The organism is Hydrogenophaga sp. (assembly GCF_051860785.1).
GTDB lineage: Bacteria > Pseudomonadota > Gammaproteobacteria > Burkholderiales > Burkholderiaceae_C > Hydrogenophaga.
Genome location: NZ_JBIMLB010000002.1, coordinates 341,401 through 359,238, shown reverse-complemented (window position 1 = coordinate 359,238; position 17,838 = coordinate 341,401). Strand labels below are relative to the sequence as shown.

Annotated in this window: 19 protein-coding genes; 9 read left to right on the top strand and 10 right to left on the bottom strand. The window is 64.2% G+C overall.

Going from position 1 to position 17,838, the window contains the following annotated elements:
- Positions 1–74: 74 nt before the first annotated feature.
- The 3 genes from ACTIF6_RS04775 to murJ are packed head-to-tail and all read right to left on the bottom strand — an operon-like array spanning position 75 to position 3,163.
- Positions 75–707 carry an NAD-dependent dehydratase gene (locus ACTIF6_RS04775; protein ID WP_439586862.1) on the bottom strand — a complete coding sequence of 211 codons (633 nt, stop codon included), beginning with the start codon at positions 705–707 and terminating at the stop codon, positions 75–77.
- A 6-nt stretch (positions 708–713) separates the two neighbouring features.
- On the bottom strand, positions 714–1,571 hold the full coding sequence (locus ACTIF6_RS04770; RefSeq protein ID WP_439586861.1) for a SirB1 family protein: 858 nt from the start codon (positions 1,569–1,571) through the stop codon (positions 714–716).
- A 32-nt stretch (positions 1,572–1,603) separates the two neighbouring features.
- Entirely contained in the window at positions 1,604–3,163 is a 1,560-nt protein-coding gene (gene murJ / locus ACTIF6_RS04765) for a murein biosynthesis integral membrane protein MurJ (protein WP_439586860.1), read from the bottom strand.
- Between the two features lie 120 nt (positions 3,164–3,283).
- Between murJ and rpsT the strand changes: the two genes are divergently transcribed.
- Positions 3,284–3,583, top strand: a complete 300-nt coding sequence (gene rpsT / locus ACTIF6_RS04760) for a 30S ribosomal protein S20 (protein ID WP_159592314.1) — start codon at positions 3,284–3,286, stop codon at positions 3,581–3,583.
- Between the two features lie 126 nt (positions 3,584–3,709).
- Here rpsT and ACTIF6_RS04755 read toward each other — a convergent pair whose 3' ends face one another.
- Entirely contained in the window at positions 3,710–4,030 is a 321-nt protein-coding gene (locus tag ACTIF6_RS04755) for a DUF3579 domain-containing protein (RefSeq protein ID WP_439586859.1), read from the bottom strand.
- 279 nt (positions 4,031–4,309) lie between these two features.
- Here ACTIF6_RS04755 and ACTIF6_RS04750 point away from each other — a divergent pair, with 279 nt between their 5' ends.
- The 8 genes from ACTIF6_RS04750 (at position 4,310) to ACTIF6_RS04715 (ending at position 11,219) form a co-directional block, all read left to right on the top strand.
- The gene (locus ACTIF6_RS04750; protein WP_439586858.1) at positions 4,310–5,509 is read left to right on the top strand and encodes an aspartate aminotransferase family protein; all 1,200 of its coding nucleotides are present in this window, start codon (positions 4,310–4,312) and stop codon (positions 5,507–5,509) included.
- Between the two features lie 8 nt (positions 5,510–5,517).
- Positions 5,518–6,441 (top strand): ornithine carbamoyltransferase, encoded by a 924-nt coding sequence (gene argF / locus ACTIF6_RS04745; RefSeq protein WP_439586857.1) that lies wholly within the window; start codon positions 5,518–5,520, stop codon positions 6,439–6,441.
- The gene (locus ACTIF6_RS04740; RefSeq protein ID WP_439586856.1) at positions 6,441–7,373 is read left to right on the top strand and encodes a class I SAM-dependent methyltransferase; all 933 of its coding nucleotides are present in this window, start codon (positions 6,441–6,443) and stop codon (positions 7,371–7,373) included. Before argF ends, ACTIF6_RS04740 begins: the two co-directional genes overlap by 1 nt.
- Positions 7,370–7,672 carry a YkgJ family cysteine cluster protein gene (locus tag ACTIF6_RS04735; RefSeq protein WP_439586855.1) on the top strand — a complete coding sequence of 101 codons (303 nt, stop codon included), beginning with the start codon at positions 7,370–7,372 and terminating at the stop codon, positions 7,670–7,672. The genes ACTIF6_RS04740 and ACTIF6_RS04735 overlap by 4 nt, the downstream gene beginning before the upstream one ends.
- 80 nt (positions 7,673–7,752) lie before the next feature.
- Positions 7,753–8,379 carry an arylformamidase gene (kynB, locus tag ACTIF6_RS04730; protein WP_439586854.1) on the top strand — a complete coding sequence of 209 codons (627 nt, stop codon included), beginning with the start codon at positions 7,753–7,755 and terminating at the stop codon, positions 8,377–8,379.
- A gap of 1 nt (position 8,380) precedes the next feature.
- Positions 8,381–9,661 carry a kynureninase gene (gene kynU, locus ACTIF6_RS04725; protein WP_439586853.1) on the top strand — a complete coding sequence of 427 codons (1,281 nt, stop codon included), beginning with the start codon at positions 8,381–8,383 and terminating at the stop codon, positions 9,659–9,661.
- Positions 9,662–9,668: 7 nt separating this feature from the next.
- A complete protein-coding gene (gene kynA, locus ACTIF6_RS04720) occupies positions 9,669–10,523 on the top strand; it encodes a tryptophan 2,3-dioxygenase (RefSeq protein ID WP_439586852.1) in 855 nt (284 codons plus the stop codon).
- A gap of 96 nt (positions 10,524–10,619) precedes the next feature.
- The gene (locus tag ACTIF6_RS04715) at positions 10,620–11,219 is read left to right on the top strand and encodes a mechanosensitive ion channel domain-containing protein (RefSeq protein WP_439586851.1); all 600 of its coding nucleotides are present in this window, start codon (positions 10,620–10,622) and stop codon (positions 11,217–11,219) included.
- Between the two features lie 49 nt (positions 11,220–11,268).
- On the opposite strand, the gene ACTIF6_RS04710 is transcribed toward ACTIF6_RS04715, so the two are convergent.
- Genes ACTIF6_RS04710 through ACTIF6_RS04685 form a run of 6 tightly spaced genes read right to left on the bottom strand, consistent with a single transcriptional unit; the run spans position 11,269 to position 17,696 of the window.
- Positions 11,269–12,636 (bottom strand): four-carbon acid sugar kinase family protein, encoded by a 1,368-nt coding sequence (locus tag ACTIF6_RS04710; RefSeq protein ID WP_439586850.1) that lies wholly within the window; start codon positions 12,634–12,636, stop codon positions 11,269–11,271.
- 7 nt (positions 12,637–12,643) lie between these two features.
- Positions 12,644–13,933 (bottom strand): TRAP transporter large permease, encoded by a 1,290-nt coding sequence (locus ACTIF6_RS04705; protein WP_439586849.1) that lies wholly within the window; start codon positions 13,931–13,933, stop codon positions 12,644–12,646.
- The gene (locus ACTIF6_RS04700; RefSeq protein WP_439586848.1) at positions 13,930–14,469 is read right to left on the bottom strand and encodes a TRAP transporter small permease; all 540 of its coding nucleotides are present in this window, start codon (positions 14,467–14,469) and stop codon (positions 13,930–13,932) included. The genes ACTIF6_RS04705 and ACTIF6_RS04700 overlap by 4 nt, the downstream gene beginning before the upstream one ends.
- 6 nt (positions 14,470–14,475) lie before the next feature.
- Positions 14,476–15,510 (bottom strand): TRAP transporter substrate-binding protein, encoded by a 1,035-nt coding sequence (locus tag ACTIF6_RS04695; RefSeq protein ID WP_439586847.1) that lies wholly within the window; start codon positions 15,508–15,510, stop codon positions 14,476–14,478.
- A gap of 37 nt (positions 15,511–15,547) precedes the next feature.
- Positions 15,548–16,312: a phytanoyl-CoA dioxygenase family protein gene (locus tag ACTIF6_RS04690; RefSeq protein WP_439586846.1), complete on the bottom strand. Its 765-nt coding sequence runs from the start codon at positions 16,310–16,312 to the stop codon at positions 15,548–15,550.
- A gap of 49 nt (positions 16,313–16,361) precedes the next feature.
- Positions 16,362–17,696 (bottom strand): ribulose-bisphosphate carboxylase large subunit family protein, encoded by a 1,335-nt coding sequence (locus ACTIF6_RS04685; protein WP_439586845.1) that lies wholly within the window; start codon positions 17,694–17,696, stop codon positions 16,362–16,364.
- Positions 17,697–17,838 lie beyond the last annotated feature (142 nt).

Sequence of the window (17,838 nt, the reverse complement as noted above, 5' to 3'; positions counted from 1 at the left end):
GGAGTGCACATCCGCGGTGCCAGGATCGAATTCTATCGGGGCCACCCCCCAGGGTAGTCCAAAGCCCTCCTTGATCAAAGCAAGGCTTCCGACGGCAGGACGTGCACACCCGGCGTGGCCGCCAATGCCGCCTGCAACAGGTGGTGGGCAATGCGTTCGGCGGGCACCACGCGGTAGCGCCGGGGCAGCAGGGGTTGCACCAGGCGGGAGACATTCACAGCGAGTTGCTCCATCGGACGGCTCTGCGTTCGATGCCCGCCGATCAGCCCCGGGCGCACCAGGGTGAGGGAGGGGTAACCGACGGCCTGGAGGTCGCGTTCGATCTCGCCCTTGGTGCGCGAATAGAACACCCGCGAAGCGGTGTCGGCGCCCAGTGCGGAGTTGAGGGCAAAGGCACGGGCACCATGACGGCGTGCCAGGTAGGCCACCTCAAGCGGGTGGTCGTGGTCCACCTTGTAGAAGGCAGCTTGCGAGCCGGCCACGCGGATGGTGGTGCCCAGGGTGCAGATCACCGCGTCCACGGGCCACCAGTCGGCGTCTTGCGGGAGGCGTTCGAAATCCACCTGCGGATTGATCAGTTTCGGCTGCGGTGTGAGGGGTCTGCGGGTCGGTGCGACCACACGTTCCACGGCGGGGTCGGCCAAGGCCTGCTGCAGCACATGGCTACCCACCAGCCCGCTGGCTCCCACCAGCATCAGTTGTTTCATGGCAAGTCAGTTGAGCGCGCGGCGAAGTTCCTGCAAGCGCTGCGAGGTGGCCTCGCGGTCGAGGGTGTCGTCGGCATGCGCCACGTAGGTTTCGAGGTCGGTCACGGCCAACCGGAGGTCGCCCATCTCGGCCCAGGCCAGGCCCCGGTCGCGGTACTCGGCCCAGGCGTCGGGCAGCAGGATGACGAGGCGATCGAGCACCGCAATGAGGCGCAGCCAGTCTTCCTGCGTGCGGTGGATTTCCTTGAGGTTGCGCAGCAACCGCGCCAGGATCTCGCGCGGTGTCGCGGCCTGCAGGTACAAACCGACCGGCACGTCGAAATCGTCCACCAGGCCGTTGCGGCGCTTGTAAGGTTCGAGCCGCTCGGAAAGGTCTTCGCGGCTGAGGGACTGGCCCGTGAACGGGTCGATCACCACCTGCCCGTTGGGCAGGTTGATCTTGACCATGAAATGACCAGGAAAGTTGACACCCCGCGCTTTCAGGCCGAGCCCATGCGCCAGCTCGAGCCAGAGCACGGCCAGCGAGATCGGAATGCCCCGGCGTGTGCGCAGCACGGCATTGAGGTAGCTGTTGTCCGGGTCGTAGTAGTTGTTGACGTTGCCGCCAAACCCCATGTCCCGGAAGAAGAACTGGTTCAGGGTGCGCAGCCGCTGCAGGGGGCCGGCGTCGGCCGCGCAACGGCGGCGCACGCGGGCGAGCATCTGGTCCACGTCGCCCAGCACCTGCTGCACGTCCAGATCGGGGTATTCGTCCTGCGCGATGGACGTGGCCGCCTCGAACAGCGGCAAGGCCTCGTCGTCCCCCACCAGGGTGGCGAAATAGCCGAGCGGGCTTGCCTCGGGGATGTCGTAGGGGTAGGACATGGTGGGCGCGGTCGCGAAAACCGCAGATTACGTCATTTTCGGAGGAACTGGCGCAAGTTCAATCCCGCCACCAGCAGGGTGACGAAATACACCAACACCCCACCAAACACGCTCAGGGTCAGGAGGCTGACCCGGCGCAGCGCCTGGCCCTCGAAACCGAGCCAGTTCACGTTGGCAGACACCCACATCAGGTAGACGGCCAGCAAGGCGCTGGCGGCCACCACCTGCAGACCGTAGCGTGTCCAGCCCGACAAAGGCTTGTAGGCACCCCGGCGCAGCAGACCCACCAGCAGCAGCGACGCGTTCACGAGCGCGCCAATGCCGATGGCCAGGGCCAGCCCGGCATGCCCCAGCCGGGGCACCAGCAGCAGGTTCAGGCACTGGGTGAGCACCAGCACGCCGATGGCGATCTTCACCGGCGTGCGGATGTCCTGGCGCGCATAGAAGCCGGGCGCCAGCACCTTGATGGCGATCAGCCCGATGAGGCCGGCTCCGTAGCCCATGAGGGCGGTGGCGGTGCGCTGCACGTCCGCCTCGGTGAAGGCGCCGTAGTGGTAGAGCACGGCCACCAGCGGCTGGGCGAAGGTGAGCAGCGCCACCGCACAGGGCACGGCCAGCAGAACCACCAGGCGCAAGCCCCAGTCCAGCAGACCGCTGTAGCGGCCAGTGTCGTCGGCCGCCTTGGCCGCAGCGAGCTGCGGCAGCAGCACCACACCCAGCGCCACGCCCAGCAGTGCGGTGGGGAATTCCATGAGGCGGTCGGCGTAGGTCAGCCAGCTCACGCTGCCCACCGTCAGGTGGGAAGCAATCTGCGTGTTGATCAGCAGCGATATCTGCGCCACGCTCACGCCCAGCAGAGCGGGCAGCATGAGTGTGGTCACCCGCCGGGTCCCCGGGTGGCTCCAGGCCGCCTTCACGCCCGACCAGCGCAGGCTCACGCGTGGCAGCAGGCCCAGGCGGCGCAGCGCCGGAATCTGGGCGCCCAGCTGCAAGGCACCGCCCAGCAGCACCCCGCCGGCCATGGCATAGATGGGTTCGATGCCCATCGAGCCGAACCAGGGCGCGCCCCACGCGGCGGCGGCGATCATGGCCACATTGAGCAGCACGGGCGTGACGGCGGGTACCGCGAAACGCTTCCAGGTGTTGAGAATGCCGGCAGAGAGCGCCACGAACGACATGAAAGCGATATAGGGGAACATCCAGCGCGTCATGAACACAGCGGCATCGAAACCCTGGTCGTTCAGGCCGCTGGCCATGGCCCACACCAGCAGGGGTGCGCCCAGCACGCCCAGCAAGGTGGTGATGGTGAGTGCCCAGGCCAGCACGGTGGCGATCTGGTTGACCAGTTGGCGCGTGGCCTCGTCGCCGTCCTTCTCGCGAGCGCCGGCCAGCACGGGCACAAACGCCTGGCTGAACGCGCCTTCGGCGAACAGCCGGCGCAGCAGGTTGGGGATGCGGAAGGCGACGTTGAAGGCGTCGGTGAGCGCGCTGGCGCCAAACGTGGCCGCCATCAGCAGTTCGCGCACCAGGCCCGTGATGCGCGAGGCCAGGGTCAGCAAGGAGACGAGGGAGGCGGACTTGAACAGGGTCACGGCGCGAGTGTAACGACCCGGCTTTCCGCGCCCAGGGCGCCTGGGTTGCTGGAACCCCTGCCCGTGCTAAAATCGCGGGCTTTGCTGGCATCATCCCCAAACATCTGAAGGAACTTCACCATGGCAACCAAGCCGAAGAAAAAGAACCCCCGCCTGGCATCCGGCCGCAAACGCGCCCGCCAGGACGTCAAACTCAATGCAGCCAACACCTCGCTGCGCTCCAAATACCGCACCGCCGTCAAGAACGTTGAAAAAGCCGTTCTGACCGGCGACAAGGCCAAGGCCACCGAACTGTTTGCCAAGATGCAGCAGGTCGTGGACATCGTGGCCGACAAGGGCATCTTCCACAAGAACAAGGCCGCGCGCGACAAGAGCCGCCTGTCGGCCAAGGTCAAGGGCCTCGCAGCAGCCGCTGCCTGACACCCTCCCCGGCCTGACCCGATCAGGCCACCAGCCCGGACCTCACGGTCCGCCGTTTGAAACGGTGCGCTGCCAGCAAAAGCAAAAAAGCCGTCGCAAGACGGCTTTTCTGTTTCCGGCCCTTGTTCAGGGCTTGGGCGGGGTATCGGGTATCAAACAAGCCTCGGCGACCTGCAGTCGGTTGTCCCGGGCAAAGTGCATCACGAAGTCCCAGGCCATGGGTTCGGCTTCTTTCAGATCGACGTGCACCACCACGCACTTGATGCCGTTGATGGTGTTGGGCACGCACCAGGGGGAATAGCTCAGGTGGCTGCCCGGGCTGGCGCCGCCGGGACGAAACGGGCTCATCACACCGGCCAGGCGCTCGGCCCAGTCGCTCGGGCGAAACGTGCGTCCATCCTGGGTGATGCCTTGAATGAAGACTTGTTTGGCTGTGGGTGAGACCATCGGGGGAGAAGCCTTCGGATGGAGGGCCTGCGGGGAGAAAGACACCAGCGGATGAGGATCGCTCGCACGTCGGTGGCTGGCAGGTATTCTATCTTATATAAGACTCAAACCCAGGGAATACCCGCGCCCTGGGACCACGGGCCGCCCAGCATGGCAGCGATGCCCAACAAGCAATGATGATGCCCGGCGCTGCCCCTAAAATCGCGCTTCGACGGCTCAACCTGCGTTGAGCCGCTTCTTTTTCTGGCCGATCCGCCGCTTTTCCACCGGAGCCACCGCATGAATGCCGCCCTGAATCCTGTCGCCTCGCCCCACGTGATGAACACCTACGGCCGCCTGCCGATTGCGATGTCGCATGGCCGTGGCTGCCGCCTGTGGGACACGAACGGCAAGGAATACCTGGACGCGCTGGGCGGCATCGCCGTGAACACCCTGGGCCATGGGCACCCCAAACTGGTGCCTGCCCTGCAGGACCAGGTCGCCAAGCTGATCCATTCCAGCAACTATTACCACGTGACCAACCAGGAAGTGCTGGCCCAGATGCTGGTGGAACGCTCGGGCATGACCAACGTGTTCTTCTGCAGCACCGGCCTGGAAGCCAACGAGGCTGCCCTGAAGCTGGCGCGCAAGTACGGGCACGACAAGGGCATCGAACGCCCGGAGATCGTGGTCTATGAAAAAGCCTTTCACGGCCGTTCCATCGCCACCCTGTCAGCCACCGGCAATCCCAAGGTGCAGGCCGGCTTCGGCCCGCTGGTGGAAGGCTTCATCCGCGTGCCGCTGAACGACGTGGAGGCTCTGAAAAAGGCCACCGCTGGCAACCCCAACGTGGTGGCCGTGTTCTTCGAGACCATCCAGGGCGAAGGCGGAATCAACCCCATGCGCGCGCAGTACCTGAAGGACGTGCGCGCCCTGTGCGATGCCAACGACTGGCTGCTGATGATCGACGAGGTGCAGTGCGGCATGGGTCGCACCGGCAAGTGGTTCGCCCACCAGTGGGCCGGCATCGTGCCCGACGTGATGCCGCTGGCCAAGGGCCTGGGCTCGGGCGTGCCCATTGGCGCGGTGGTGGCCGGCCCCAAGGCTGCCAACATCTTCCAGCCGGGCAACCACGGCACCACCTTCGGTGGCAACCCGCTGGCCATGCGCGCAGGGGTGGAAACCATCCGCATCATGGAAGAAGACGGCCTGCTGGAGAACGCCGCGCGTGTGGGCGAGCACCTGCGCGCCGCGCTCGCCAAAGGCCTGGAAGGCAAGCCCGGCGTGAAGGAGATCCGTGGCCAGGGCCTGATGATCGGCATCGAGCTCACCAAACCTTGCGGCGCACTCACCCAGCGCGCGGCCGATGCCGGCCTGCTGCTCTCGGTCACTGCCGACAGCGTGATCCGCCTGGTGCCGCCGCTGATCCTGACCACGGCCGAGGCCGACGAGGTGGCGGGCATCCTGCTGCCGCTGATCCACGCCTTCCTTGCCGAGTGACTTCCGCCATGACGATTCCGCACTACCTGCAGTTCAAGGATCTCGACGCCGCCGCCTACGCTTACCTGTTCGAGCGTGCGGCACACATCAAGAAGAAGTTCAAGGCATTCGAGAAGTACCAACCCTTCGCCGACCCCGACCGCACGCTGGCGATGATCTTCGAGAAGGCCAGCACCCGCACCCGCGTGAGCTTCGAGGCCGGCATGTACCAGATGGGTGGCTCCGTGGTACACCTCACCACCGGCGACAGCCAGCTTGGCCGCGCCGAGCCGATCGAAGACAGCGCGCGCGTGATCAGCCGCATGGTCGACATCGTGATGATCCGCACCTTCGAGCAGAGCAAGATCGAAGCCTTCGCCGCGCACTCGCGCGTGCCGGTCATCAACGGACTCACCAACGAATTCCATCCCTGCCAGATCCTGGCCGACATCTTCACCTTCATCGAACACCGCGGCTCCATTGAAGGGAAGGTGGTGGCGTGGGTGGGCGACGGCAACAACATGGCCAACACCTGGCTGCAGGCGGCCGAACTGCTGGGTTTCACCGTGCACGTGAGCACGCCCGGCGGCTACGAGGTGGACCCGGTGCTCGCCGGCATCAGCAACCGCGACTGCTACAAGGTGTTCAAGGACCCGCGCGAAGCCTGCAAGGGCGCGCACCTGGTCACCACCGATGTGTGGACCAGCATGGGCTTCGAGGCCGAGAACGAAGTGCGCCGCGCCGCTTTCAAGCGCTGGTGCGTGGACGAAGACATGATGCGCGCGGCCCAGCCCGATGCGCTGTTCATGCACTGCCTGCCCGCGCACCGCGGTGAAGAAGTGAGCGCCGAAGTCATCGATGGCCCGCAGTCGGTGGTGTGGGACGAGGCCGAGAACCGCATGCACGTGCAGAAAGCGCTGATGGAATTCCTGCTGCTTGGCCGCCTGGCCTGATGCAGGCCCTGCTCGACGCCATTGCGCGCATCGAACCCTCTGCCGATGCGCAGCGCGTCTTCCATGGGCGGGGCGGGCTGCATCCGGGCAACGAGCACTGGGCACTGGACGTGTTCCCGCCGGTCTGGTTGCTCACCAGCTTCAAGCCCGTGGCCGAGGAAACGCTGGCACTGATCCACAACGCCCTGGCCGAACGCTGGGCACAGGTCGCACCCGGCGAGCCCTTGAACTGGGTTTTCCAGTGCCGACACGAAGGCCACAACGAGACCCGGCTGATGGCCGGCACAGTGCCCGAGCCGCATGTGGTGAGCGAGCGCGGCGCGCGCTTTCTCGTGCACGTGCTCAAGGGTCAGAACCACGGCCTGTTCCTCGACATGGCCGAGGGCCGCCAGTGGGTGCGCGAACACGCCGAAGGTCACAAGGTGCTGAACCTGTTCGCCTACACCTGTGCGTTTTCCGTGGTGGCGCTGCAGGGCGGCGCGAAGCACGTGGTGAACGTGGACATGAGCAGCGGCGCCATGGCGATCGGTCAGCAGAACCACCCGATCAACGCCTTGCCGGGCGGCGCCAGTTTTCTCGTCCACGACATCTTCAAGACCTGGGGAAAGATCACCCGTGGCGGCCCGTACGGCATGGTCATCGTCGACCCGCCGAGCTTCCAGAAAGGCAGCTTCGTCGCCACCAAGGACTACCTGCGCCTCATGCGCCGCCTGCCCGATCTGCTGCGCCCCGCAGGCCGGGTGCTGCTCTGCCTGAATGCGCCCGAGCTGAGCACCGCCTTCCTGCAGGAGCAGATGCGCGAGGCCGCGCCCGAACTGATCTTCGAGCAGCGCCTGCCCAACCCCGAAGCCTTTGCCGATGCCTCGCCCGAGCGCTCGCTCAAGGTGCTGGTGTACCGCGCACCGCCAGTCCCGCCCAAGGCAGCACCGTGAGCGCGTGCACCACCTGCGGCGCCTGCTGCGCCTGTTTCCGCGTCGACTTCTCGGTGCACGAGGTGGACGACATGGGTGGCTCCGTACCTTCGGGCCTGGCGGTGGAGGTGAACGACACCATCGCCCGCCTGCGCGGCACCGATCATTCGCCGCCCCGCTGCGCGGCGCTCACCGGCAAGGTGGGCCAGAAGGCCATCTGCGGCATCTACGAATGGCGCCCCTCGCCCTGCCGCGAGTTCGAAGAAGGCAGCGACGCCTGCACCCGCGCACGCCAGCGCCACGGCATGGCCCCGATTTGATTCAGGCCTGAAGCTTTTTTGCGGCGTGTTGGGATTAACCGACACCATGGTTTTTTTCGCGGTGCTACCTTCACCGCTCCATGAAAAAACTCTGGGACATCTCTCCTGCCGTGCACGCTGGCGCACCGGTTTTTCCGGGTGACACGGCCTACTCGCAAACCTGGGCCACCACCATCGGCCCCGGCTGCCCGGTCAACGTGAGTGCCATCACCCTGTCGCCCCACGTGGGCGCGCACGCCGACGCTCCCCTTCACTACGACCCCGACGGCGCGGCCATTGGCACGGTGAACCTCGACGCGTTCATCGGTCCGTGCCGCGTCATCCACGCCATCGGCTGTGGCCCGCTGGTGAAGCCTGAGCACATCGTGCATGCCTTGAAGGACCTGCCGCCGCGCGTGCTGCTGCGGGTGTATCAACTGCAACCGCAGGACCGCTTCGACAACGAGCTGCCGGCCTTCGCCGCCGAGACCGTGGAACAGCTGGCCGACCTCGGCGTGGTGCTCATCGGCATCGACAGCGCCAGCATCGACCCTGCCGACAGCAAGGCCCTGCCCAGCCACCAGACCATCCGCCGTCGCGGCCTGCGCGTGCTGGAAAACCTGCTGCTCGACGACGTGCCCGAAGGCGACTACGAACTCATCGCCCTCCCCTTGAAACTCACCACTGCCGACGCCAGCCCCGTGCGCGCTGTGCTGCGAGAACTCTGAAATGACAACCACCACACTTCAAGACTGCCAGTCCCTCGACGAACAGGACCCGCTGCGCCCCCTGCGCGACCTGTTCCTGATTCCCGAAGGCACCCTGTACCTCGACGGCAATTCGCTCGGCGCCATGCCGCGCAGCGCGCCCGCCCGCGTGGCCGACGTGGTCACACGCGAATGGGGCGCCGACCTCATCCAGAGCTGGAACAAGAACGGCTGGTTCGCGCAGCCGAAGAAGGTGGGCGACAAGATCGCGCGACTGATCGGCGCGGACCCGGGCACCGTGGTGGCCACCGACAGCACGTCGGTGAACCTCTTCAAGGTGCTCTCGGCCGCCATGAGCCTGGCCGCCACCGACACCCCACAGCGCAAACGCATCGTGAGCGAGCGCAGCAACTTTCCTACCGATCTCTACATCGCCGAAGCCCTGTGCAAGGAACGCGGCTTTGAACTGGTGCTGGTGGAGCCCGAAGACATCGCCGCCGCGCTGAGCAGCGACGTGGCCGTGCTCATGCTCACCCACGTGAACTACCGCACCGGTGCCATGCACGACATGCCCGCCGTGACCGCCGCCGCCCACGCGGCCGGCGCGCTGATGCTGTGGGACCTGGCCCACAGCGCCGGTGCCGTACCGGTGGACCTGACCCGCGCGGGCGCCGACTACGCCGTGGGCTGCGGTTACAAGTACCTGAATGGCGGCCCCGGCGCACCCTCCTTCGTGTGGGTGAACCCGCGCCACGCCGAACGCTTCTGGCAACCCCTGGCCGGCTGGTGGGGCCACGCCACACCGTTCGACTTCACGCCCGACTACCGCCCTGCCCCCGGCATCACGCGCTACCAGTGCGGCACGCAGCCGATGATCAGTCTGGCCGCACTCGAATGCGGCGTGGACACGCTGCTGGCCGCCGACGAACTTGGCGGCATGGCTGCGTTGCGAAAGAAGTCTCTCGCCCTCACCGACCTTTTCATCGGCCTGGTGGACGAGCGCTGCCAGGGTCACGGCCTGGGCCTGGCCACGCCGTTGAATCACGCGCAGCGTGGGTCGCAGGTCTGCCTCACGCGCGACGAAGGCGCTTATGCCATCGTGCAGGCGCTCATCGCACGCGGCGTGGTGGGTGACTTCCGCGCTGGCGACGGCGCCCGCCACAAGGACATCCTGCGCTTCGGCTTCACGCCGCTCTACATCGGCTTCGAAGACGTTTGGACCGCCGTGGAGCACCTGCGCGAGGTGCTGGAAAGCGGTGAATGGAAGCGCCCCGAATTCAACACCAGGCACGCGGTGACGTGATCTGACCATGAGCACCTGCCCTCACAACCAACCCGAAGACATCGTTCGCCAGGAAGGCGCGCAGCTCGACTTCAGTCGAGACATGAGCTACGGCGACTACCTGAACCTCGACGCCATCCTCAACGCGCAAAAGCTGCTCTCGCCCGCGCACGACGAGATGCTGTTCATCGTGCAGCACCAGACCAGCGAACTCTGGATGAAGCTCATGCTGCACGAGCTGCATGCCGCCATCCGCCACATTGCCGCCGACGAACTGCAACCTGCCTTCAAGATGCTCGCGCGCGTGAGCAAGATCATGGAACAGCTCGTGCACGCCTGGGACGTGCTTGCCACCATGACCCCACCCGAATACAGCGCCATCCGCCCCTACCTGGCGCAAAGCAGCGGCTTCCAGAGCCACCAGTACCGCTGCATCGAATTCGCCATGGGCAACAAGAACGCCGCCATGCTCAAGCCCCATCAGCACAACGCTGAGCGGCTGGCCGTGGTGCAGGCCGCGTATGAAGCGCCGTCTCTCTACGACGAAGCCCTGCGCCTGCTCGACCGCCGAGGCCTGCCCGTGCCGCAGAGCCACACCCAGCGCGACTGGAGCCAGCCCTACGAAACCAGCGACGAAGTGGAACAAGCCTGGCTGCAGGTGTACCGCCACCCCAAGGACCACTGGGACCTGTACCAGTTGGGCGAAGAACTCACCGATCTGGAAGACGCCTTCCGCCTCTGGCGCTTTCGCCACGTCACCACCGTGGAACGCGTGATCGGCTTCAAGCGCGGCACCGGCGGCACGGGTGGTGTGAGCTACCTGCGCAAGATGCTGGACGTGGTGCTGTTTCCGGAGATCTGGCGGTTGCGGACGGAGCTTTGAGTTGGCCCAGCACTGGACTTTGGGGGAAGTCCATTCAGTCAGCGATTCAGAGCCCGTTATGCTCGGAGCCCTGGCGCCCTAAGCGCCCTGCTCCCCATGCAACACATGAAGAACTTCCTGCCCGATTGGGCTCACCCCTGGATCGACGTCATCACGGTCTGCCTGCAGGCGGCCTTGATCATTCTCCTCACGCTGCTGCTGCGGTCGTTACTGCACCGCCTCATCAGCCGGCTGGGCGAAGAGAAGCACCTGCCGCTGGAACTGGTGGTAGGGAGCCGCCGGCTGGTGAGCTTCGTGCTCTTCAGTGCGGCGGTGCTGTTGATCCTGGACCGGCTGGGCGTGTCCGGCGGGGTGATCTGGACGGCGTTCACCGGTTTTGCCGCTGTGGCGGCGGTGGCGTTCTTCGCAGCGTGGAGCGTGCTCTCCAACATCTTCTGCGCCGTGCTGATCTACACCACGCGGCCCTTCGGCCTGCGCGACCACATCGAGCTGGTCGAAAGCGGCGACAAGCCCGGGCTGGGTGGCGAGGTGATGGACATCAACCTCATCTACACCACCCTTCGCGAAGATGCGGTACCTGGCAAAGAACCGGTCTTTTTGAAGGTGCCGAACAGCCTGTTCTTCCAGCGCGTGATGCGGCTGCGCGTCTCAGCATCGCATGGCAGCGGCACCACGTCGTTGTTCGACCAGATGTGAATCCGCTGGCGGCAGCATGCCGCCAGTGGCCAGGTAGCACCACGTCGGCCTAGATCCAGTCCGTGCCGAGTTGCGCCCGGATGAAGTAGTCGTCGCTGCCGTTCTGGCCAGCCTTCATCAGCACCTGGGAGCCATCGAAGGGGTTGCCTTCGGCGTGCATGCGCATGAGGGCTTCGGTGCTCGACGGATTGATCGCATCCACCGTGAGCGCTTCGATGCCAAGGGCCCGCACTGTCTGGCTCGACGTATCCCCGCCGGCGAGCATGATCCGGGGCATGGCACGATCGCTCACCAGTTGCTTCAATATCTCGCCGTACATCTGACCGATCACCGCTGAAGATTCCCTGGCCATGGCGTCGAAGATTCCACGGCCAACGGAGATGGTGGCGTCATCCGGGCCCGACGCAGCATAGACCACCACGCTGCGTCCCTCAGCCCGGGCGCTCAGGATCCGTCCACACATCGAATCGACCACACTCTGCATGCCGCGCTGAGCGATCTGCTCCAGCGGCAGGCGGAAATCTGCCCACCCCTGGGCCCTGGCGTATTCGATCTGCGCAGCGGTCCGGGGAGAACAGCTCCCCGAGAGCACCACGAGCTGATCCACTGGGCCCTGGGGCTCGCGGGCTGACACGGTGTTGCCTGGATCAGCAGGACGCAATTGCGGTGCCAGTCCGGCCGCAAAACCGTGCGAACCGAGAACAAAGATGGATCGCCGCTGCGCCGCCCTCCAGACGCCAGCGGCCAGGGTCACCAGATCCTGGTGCTCGAGGGCATCGAACACGGTCCCAGCCCAGTCGTTGTTCTCGAGCAGCTGTTGCAGTGCATCCAGGGAGGCGGACCTCAGGGTGAACAGATCGCAAAGGCCGATCGGCAGTTCGGTCTGTCGAGCCAGGTGTCGTCGCAGATCGGCCTCGTTCATGGGAGTCTGAGGGTGCCGGGACATGCTGGGATGCTGGTCCAGGCGGTAGGTGCAACCCTGGAAGTCGGCAAAGTGGTTCCCGAACACGGTGAACCGTCCGAAGTCGGGATGGGCCGCCACAATGGGCATGTTGTGCGCGCCAAAGATCTCACGCGCCAACTCCATCACGACGCCGAAGTTCCCCTTGCCAGGCGATGAATCGAAGGTGGCGCAGAGCTTGTACTGGATGAGGCGGGCGCCCAGCACCTTGAAGAGTTCCAGAGCGGGTCGCACTTCGGCGGCCATGTCGGCAGGTGACAGCGAACGAGCCACGCCGGCTATCCCCACGATGTCGCCCGCTCGCGCATGCCGGGTGACCTGGGCCTGTGTGGGGGTCTCCACGAAAAGAACCCCGCTCTGGCCCTGTCGATGGTATTCGACCAGGTTGGCGCTCGCGCCAGTGAAATCGTCCCCGTAAAACACCACGGGATAGGGCACGTCCGCAGGCAGGTTCATCGGGCGTCTAGAAGTGGCGATACCAAAGAGGCAACGATGGGATGAAGGTGATGCACGCGAGCATCACCAGCGTCGCCGCGATGAACCATCCCAGGTAGCGGAACATGGCGGTCAGAGGCACGCCATTCGTTCGCGCTGCGACGAAAAGATTGGCCGCCAGTGGGGGTGTGAGCAAGCCGATCTCGACGTTGACCACCAGAATGATGCCGAAGTGGACAGGATCGATACCGTACCCGGCCGCTGCGGGGGCCAGCAAGGGACCCATCAGCAGAGTGGCCGCGTTGGTCTCCATCATCATGCCGATGAGCAGCAACACCAGATTGACCACCAGCAGGAAAATCAGTGGGCTGTCGGTGTACGTGGTGGCAAAGGTTGCAATGGCTTGCGGTATCTGCTCGAGAACGAGTGCCCGGTTGAATACGCTGGTAAAGGCGATGATGAAGAGAATGGCGGCCGAGCTGACGGCTGCTCTGGAGAAGATGCCTTTGAGGTCGCCCATTCTGCCCGTACGGCCGAGCAGAAGCGCCAACAGGGCGTACACCGCAGCCACCGCGGCGGCTTCCGTGGGTGTGAAAACGCCCGAATAGATGCCCCCCAGCACGACCACGGGAAGAAACAGCGCGGGTGAGGAGCGCACCAGCAGCCCACCCAGGTTCGATGTGGCTCCCCCGATATTCAGGGCAGACCGATCTGCTTGCAATTCGCGGCCTTCGGGTAGCACCTTGCGCGCCAAGGCATAGTGCACAAGCATGAATGCCAGCATGGTCATCAGGCCCGGCACGATGGAAGCCATGAACAACTGCGTGATGGACACACCCACGATGGAGCCGTAGAGGATCAGCGGAATCGACGGAGGGATCAGCACGCCGAGCAAGCCCGAAGCCGCATTGAGCGCGGCCATGTAGCCAGGCGGATAACCGCGTCGCAGCATCTCGGGCCCTACCGTGCCTCCGATGGCCGCCACGGTGGCGACAGAAGACCCGGTGATGGCGCCCATCAGTGCGCTGGCACCGATCATCACATGGCCCATCGGCGCCTTCAACCATCCCAGAAGGCGGTCGCACACTTCGGTCAGTTGTCCGATGAGCCCGCCACGGTTCATGATCTCGCCGGCCAGGATGAAGAGCGGAATGGCCAGCAAGGGGAAGCTGGAGATGGTGTCGAACGTGGTCGAGGGCAGCATCGCCCAATCAATGTTCCAGGCCTCCGAGAAAGCAATGACCAGCAGTGGAAACGCAATGCCGATGGGCACACCAACCAGCAGCAAAGCCAACAGAATCGAGATACCTATGGTCATTCCTGCTCCTGATGGACCGCTTCGAGGTCGCGGATGGTGCGCCAGATTTCGAGGGCGGTGTGGAACAGGACCAGCACCATGCCGGCGGGCAGGAAGAACAGAGGCAAGGCCACCGGCGTCCCCATGTCAATGAGGCGTTCGCCCGATTCGAAGGTGCCGCGGAAAAACGTCCAGCCCACTTGCAGGTACACGGTGGCGAACACCACCGTGGCCAGACCCGTGATGAAACGCGCCACGCGTTGAACCCCCGGCCGTCCCACGGATTTCACCAGATCGACCGCGATATGGGCGCCCAGATAGCTGCACATCGCCATGCCGATGAACGTCAGCGGGGCCATGGCCACCACCCCCCACTCACTCAGGTTGGGAAAGGGCAACTGGAAGTAGCGAACCAGGACGCTGCTGATGATGGCCAGCAGCATCACCCAGAGTGCCACCACGCACACCCACTTCTCGATCTCGAATACCTGCCGTTCCAGCCAGAACACTTTGGAAACGAGGGGCCTTGAATGGCGCACGTTCGCAATCATGTCCATGTGCGATCAGCGCGTCGTGCTGGCGCGGGTACTCGCCACCTCTTCGCGCAATGCCTTGATGCGCTCGGCACCGTACACCGGAGTCAACTTGTCCCACACCTGCTGACCAATGCGCGCAAACTCGGCGAAAACTTTGTCACTCGGTCGGGTGATCTTGATCCCCGCCTGCTCCAGCTTCACCAGGAACTGGTCATTGATTTCCCGATTCTTCTGAATCTGTCGCTTGCCCACCTCCTGGGCCGTGGCGAGCATCACGTTGCGGTCAGCTTCAGAGAGCTTCGACCAAAGCTGGCTGCTGGCGTTGAAGGTGCCGAAGGCGTAGACATGCTGAAGCGTGGTCATGTACTTCTGCGTTTCGAACAACCGGGATTCGTAAGTCAACGACGCGCCATTGTCCTGGCCATCCACCGTGCGTTGCTGCAAGGCGGTGAACAGTTCCGGGAAAGGCATGACCACGGCCTGCGCGCCCGCAGCCTCGAAAAAGCCTTTGATGGCGGCCGAACCCGGCACGCGCAGTTTCAGTCCCTTGAGGTCTTCGGGTTTCTCAATTGGCCGCTGCGAGTTGGTCACGGCTCGGAACTCCAGCTCGTAGAAGCCCATCGTCTGGATGCGGTGCTTGGCCAGTGTCTCGCGCACGGTCTTCTGCAACACACCGGACGGGTTGTAAAACAGCGCGTCGGCCTGCTGGTAGTTGGTGGCGATGAAGGGAAGGTAATGAATGTCGAGGAGTGGATCAAGGCCCGCAAGCGAACCCGGCGTGAGCAGCGCAAGATCGAGCGTACCCCGCGAGAGGTCGCGGGCGTTGGCTTCCACACTGCCCAGTTGGCTGCTCGGAAACAGCAGGACCGAAATTCGGCCTTGCGTGCGCTCGTTGACCAACCGTGCAAACTCCTGAGCCGCCTGATCGACCGGGCTGTTGGCAGCCGCATAGTGGGCCAGACGAAGTTTCATCTGCTGGGCAAGCACGCTCGGGGAGAACCCGAGCAAGGCCAGGGATGCCAGGGCCGCGCCGGCAGCGCGGCGGGTGAATCGAAAGTTCATGTCTTGTCTCCAGGGTGGTCTTGGGATACGCGAGAAATTACACGTTCGCTTGCAGGAACGAGCCCTCCACCGCGTGGACGGGCTCGAAGGTGCGGTGGGCAATGAACGGCGCCCGAGTGGGATTGCGCAACGCATTGGACACAGCGTTGTAGGTCACGTACAGGATCCGCCGTGGCAGTGGCGTGATGTTCCCTGCGGATCCATGTACGGCATTGCCGTGAAACATCAGCACGTCGCCAGCCTGGCCTGCGGCCACCGCGATGTCACTGGCACTGCGGATCAGGGAGGTCACGTCCTTGCGCTCCATCCATCGCCGGCCATTGATGTCGGGCGCCTCCAGCATGCCCAGTTTGTGGCTACCCGGCACGAACATCAACGCGCCGTTCGATGAGGTGACTTCATCGAGCATGATGGCAATGTTCATGCCTTTGGGAAGGGGCATGCCGTCGTCAGGGTGCCAGGTCGCGAAGTCCTGGTGCCAGGGAAACGGGTCGCCATCGAAGGCCACTTTGGGATTGACCTTGAACTGGTGCACATAAAGCGCCTCGCCCGTGATCTGCTCGACGGGTGTGACCAGCCTGCTGTCGTTCACCAGCATCCGGAAAAGGTCGTTGTATTCGTGGCAACCGAAAGCGGTGCGAGGGGCTCCGTTCTTCTCGCGCCAGATCTCCGGCCTTTCATGGTCGAAGATCCGGATGGTTTCTTCGCGAAGCGCTTGCACTTCCTCTGGCGAGAAAACGCCAGGCACGACAAGAAAGCCATTGTCGCGATAGTTCTGCAGTTGAACATCCGTCAATTTCATGGTTTGTTTCCTCTGGGTTCCCGGATGGGGGAATGTTTCGTGATCGGTCTTATTTTGTTGACTGGCGAGGCGCGAATTTCTGGATCGCGCTTCGGAGCTCCTGGCGACTGGCTGCGTATTCGAGCAACCCCTTGCCTGCCATCGCAGCCTCCCATCCCTGCTGCATGCTGCGCACGCCGCCTGCCACACCTCCTGGGTGGGCGATGATGCCGCCGCCGGCCAGGTGCAGCACGTCGATGGTCTTTGTCTGTGCGTAGGTCTCGATGGCCGATCCTGCCCATTGCGCCGATGAGATGGCAGGCATCACACGGTAGCCGCTGAAAAGGGGCTCCAGGCAATCGAGGATGGACTGACGCACTTCCGCATTGCTTTGATAGAACTTGCTATCGAGCCCACCCACGTGCAGGTGGTCGACCCCGGCGAGTCGGCAGATCTTCTGATAGGCCGTGAAGCCGATGCCCAACATGCTGCAACGTGCCAGAGCGCCATACATGGCACGGTGCCCATGGATGGGCAATTCAGCGTGCTGGCGAAGGTAGGAAAGGCCGGCGAATCCCACGCTGTTGATCGCCACCATCACACAAGTACCGCCACTGTCGCGCACCAGATCGTGGCCGCGGCGCATTTCATCGATGTCGCCCGTGATGTTGAAGGCATACATCATCTTCTTGCCGGTCTTGTCGGCAGCGCGGTTGATCTCGTCCATGACCCCCCTCACGCGATCCTTCAGAGGCGCGTAGGGCGCGTTGCCGTTGAGCTCGTCGTCCTTGGCAAAGTCCAGCCCTGCCATCGCCAGCTCGCGCACCAGGGGCCTGGCCTGGTCCACGGTGAGCCCCACACTGGGTTTGATGATGGTGCCAATCAGTGGCCGACCGTGCACCCCTGCGAGTCGGCGCGTTCCCTCGATACCGAACGCTGGGCCGGCATAGCGTTCGGCAAAGGGGGCGGGCAGATCCAGGTCGATCAGCCGCACACCTGAGAGCTGTTGCACCTCAAAAAGGTTGCCTGCCACGGTCGTCAGCAGATTGGGAATCGACGGTCCGAAGTTGCGCAGGGGAAATGCGATCCGCACCGTGCCGCGCTGGAAGCGCGCCTTGCCTTTGGCCGATCGGGGAACGGTGGCGCCTTCCAGGGAAGGGTGGTCCACGGTCTCCAGGGGTTGAATGTCCATCACCTTGGCGCCATGGCGCGCCTTGAGTTCGGCCGTTTCACCTGGCACATCGACAAAGGTCCCGCAAGACTGTTCCCCGGCAATCACTTCGGCAGCGGCCTCCAGCGAAAAGGCAGTCTCGATCAGGTAGGTCGCAATGACCAGTTGCTCCTGCTCGGTTCCAGCGGGCTCACCGGAGGGTGATGCGGGTGTAGCGATCGAATCCAGAAGCATGTGAAACGGTCCAGTCCATGAGTTTTGCTGAACGATTCTAGGAGGCGGTCTACCATGTCAACAATGCACATTTTCTGTTGATCGGAATGAAAAAAACTCACATCATTGCAGGCGATGCTGCACGTGTCCCCCTGAAAGGTCT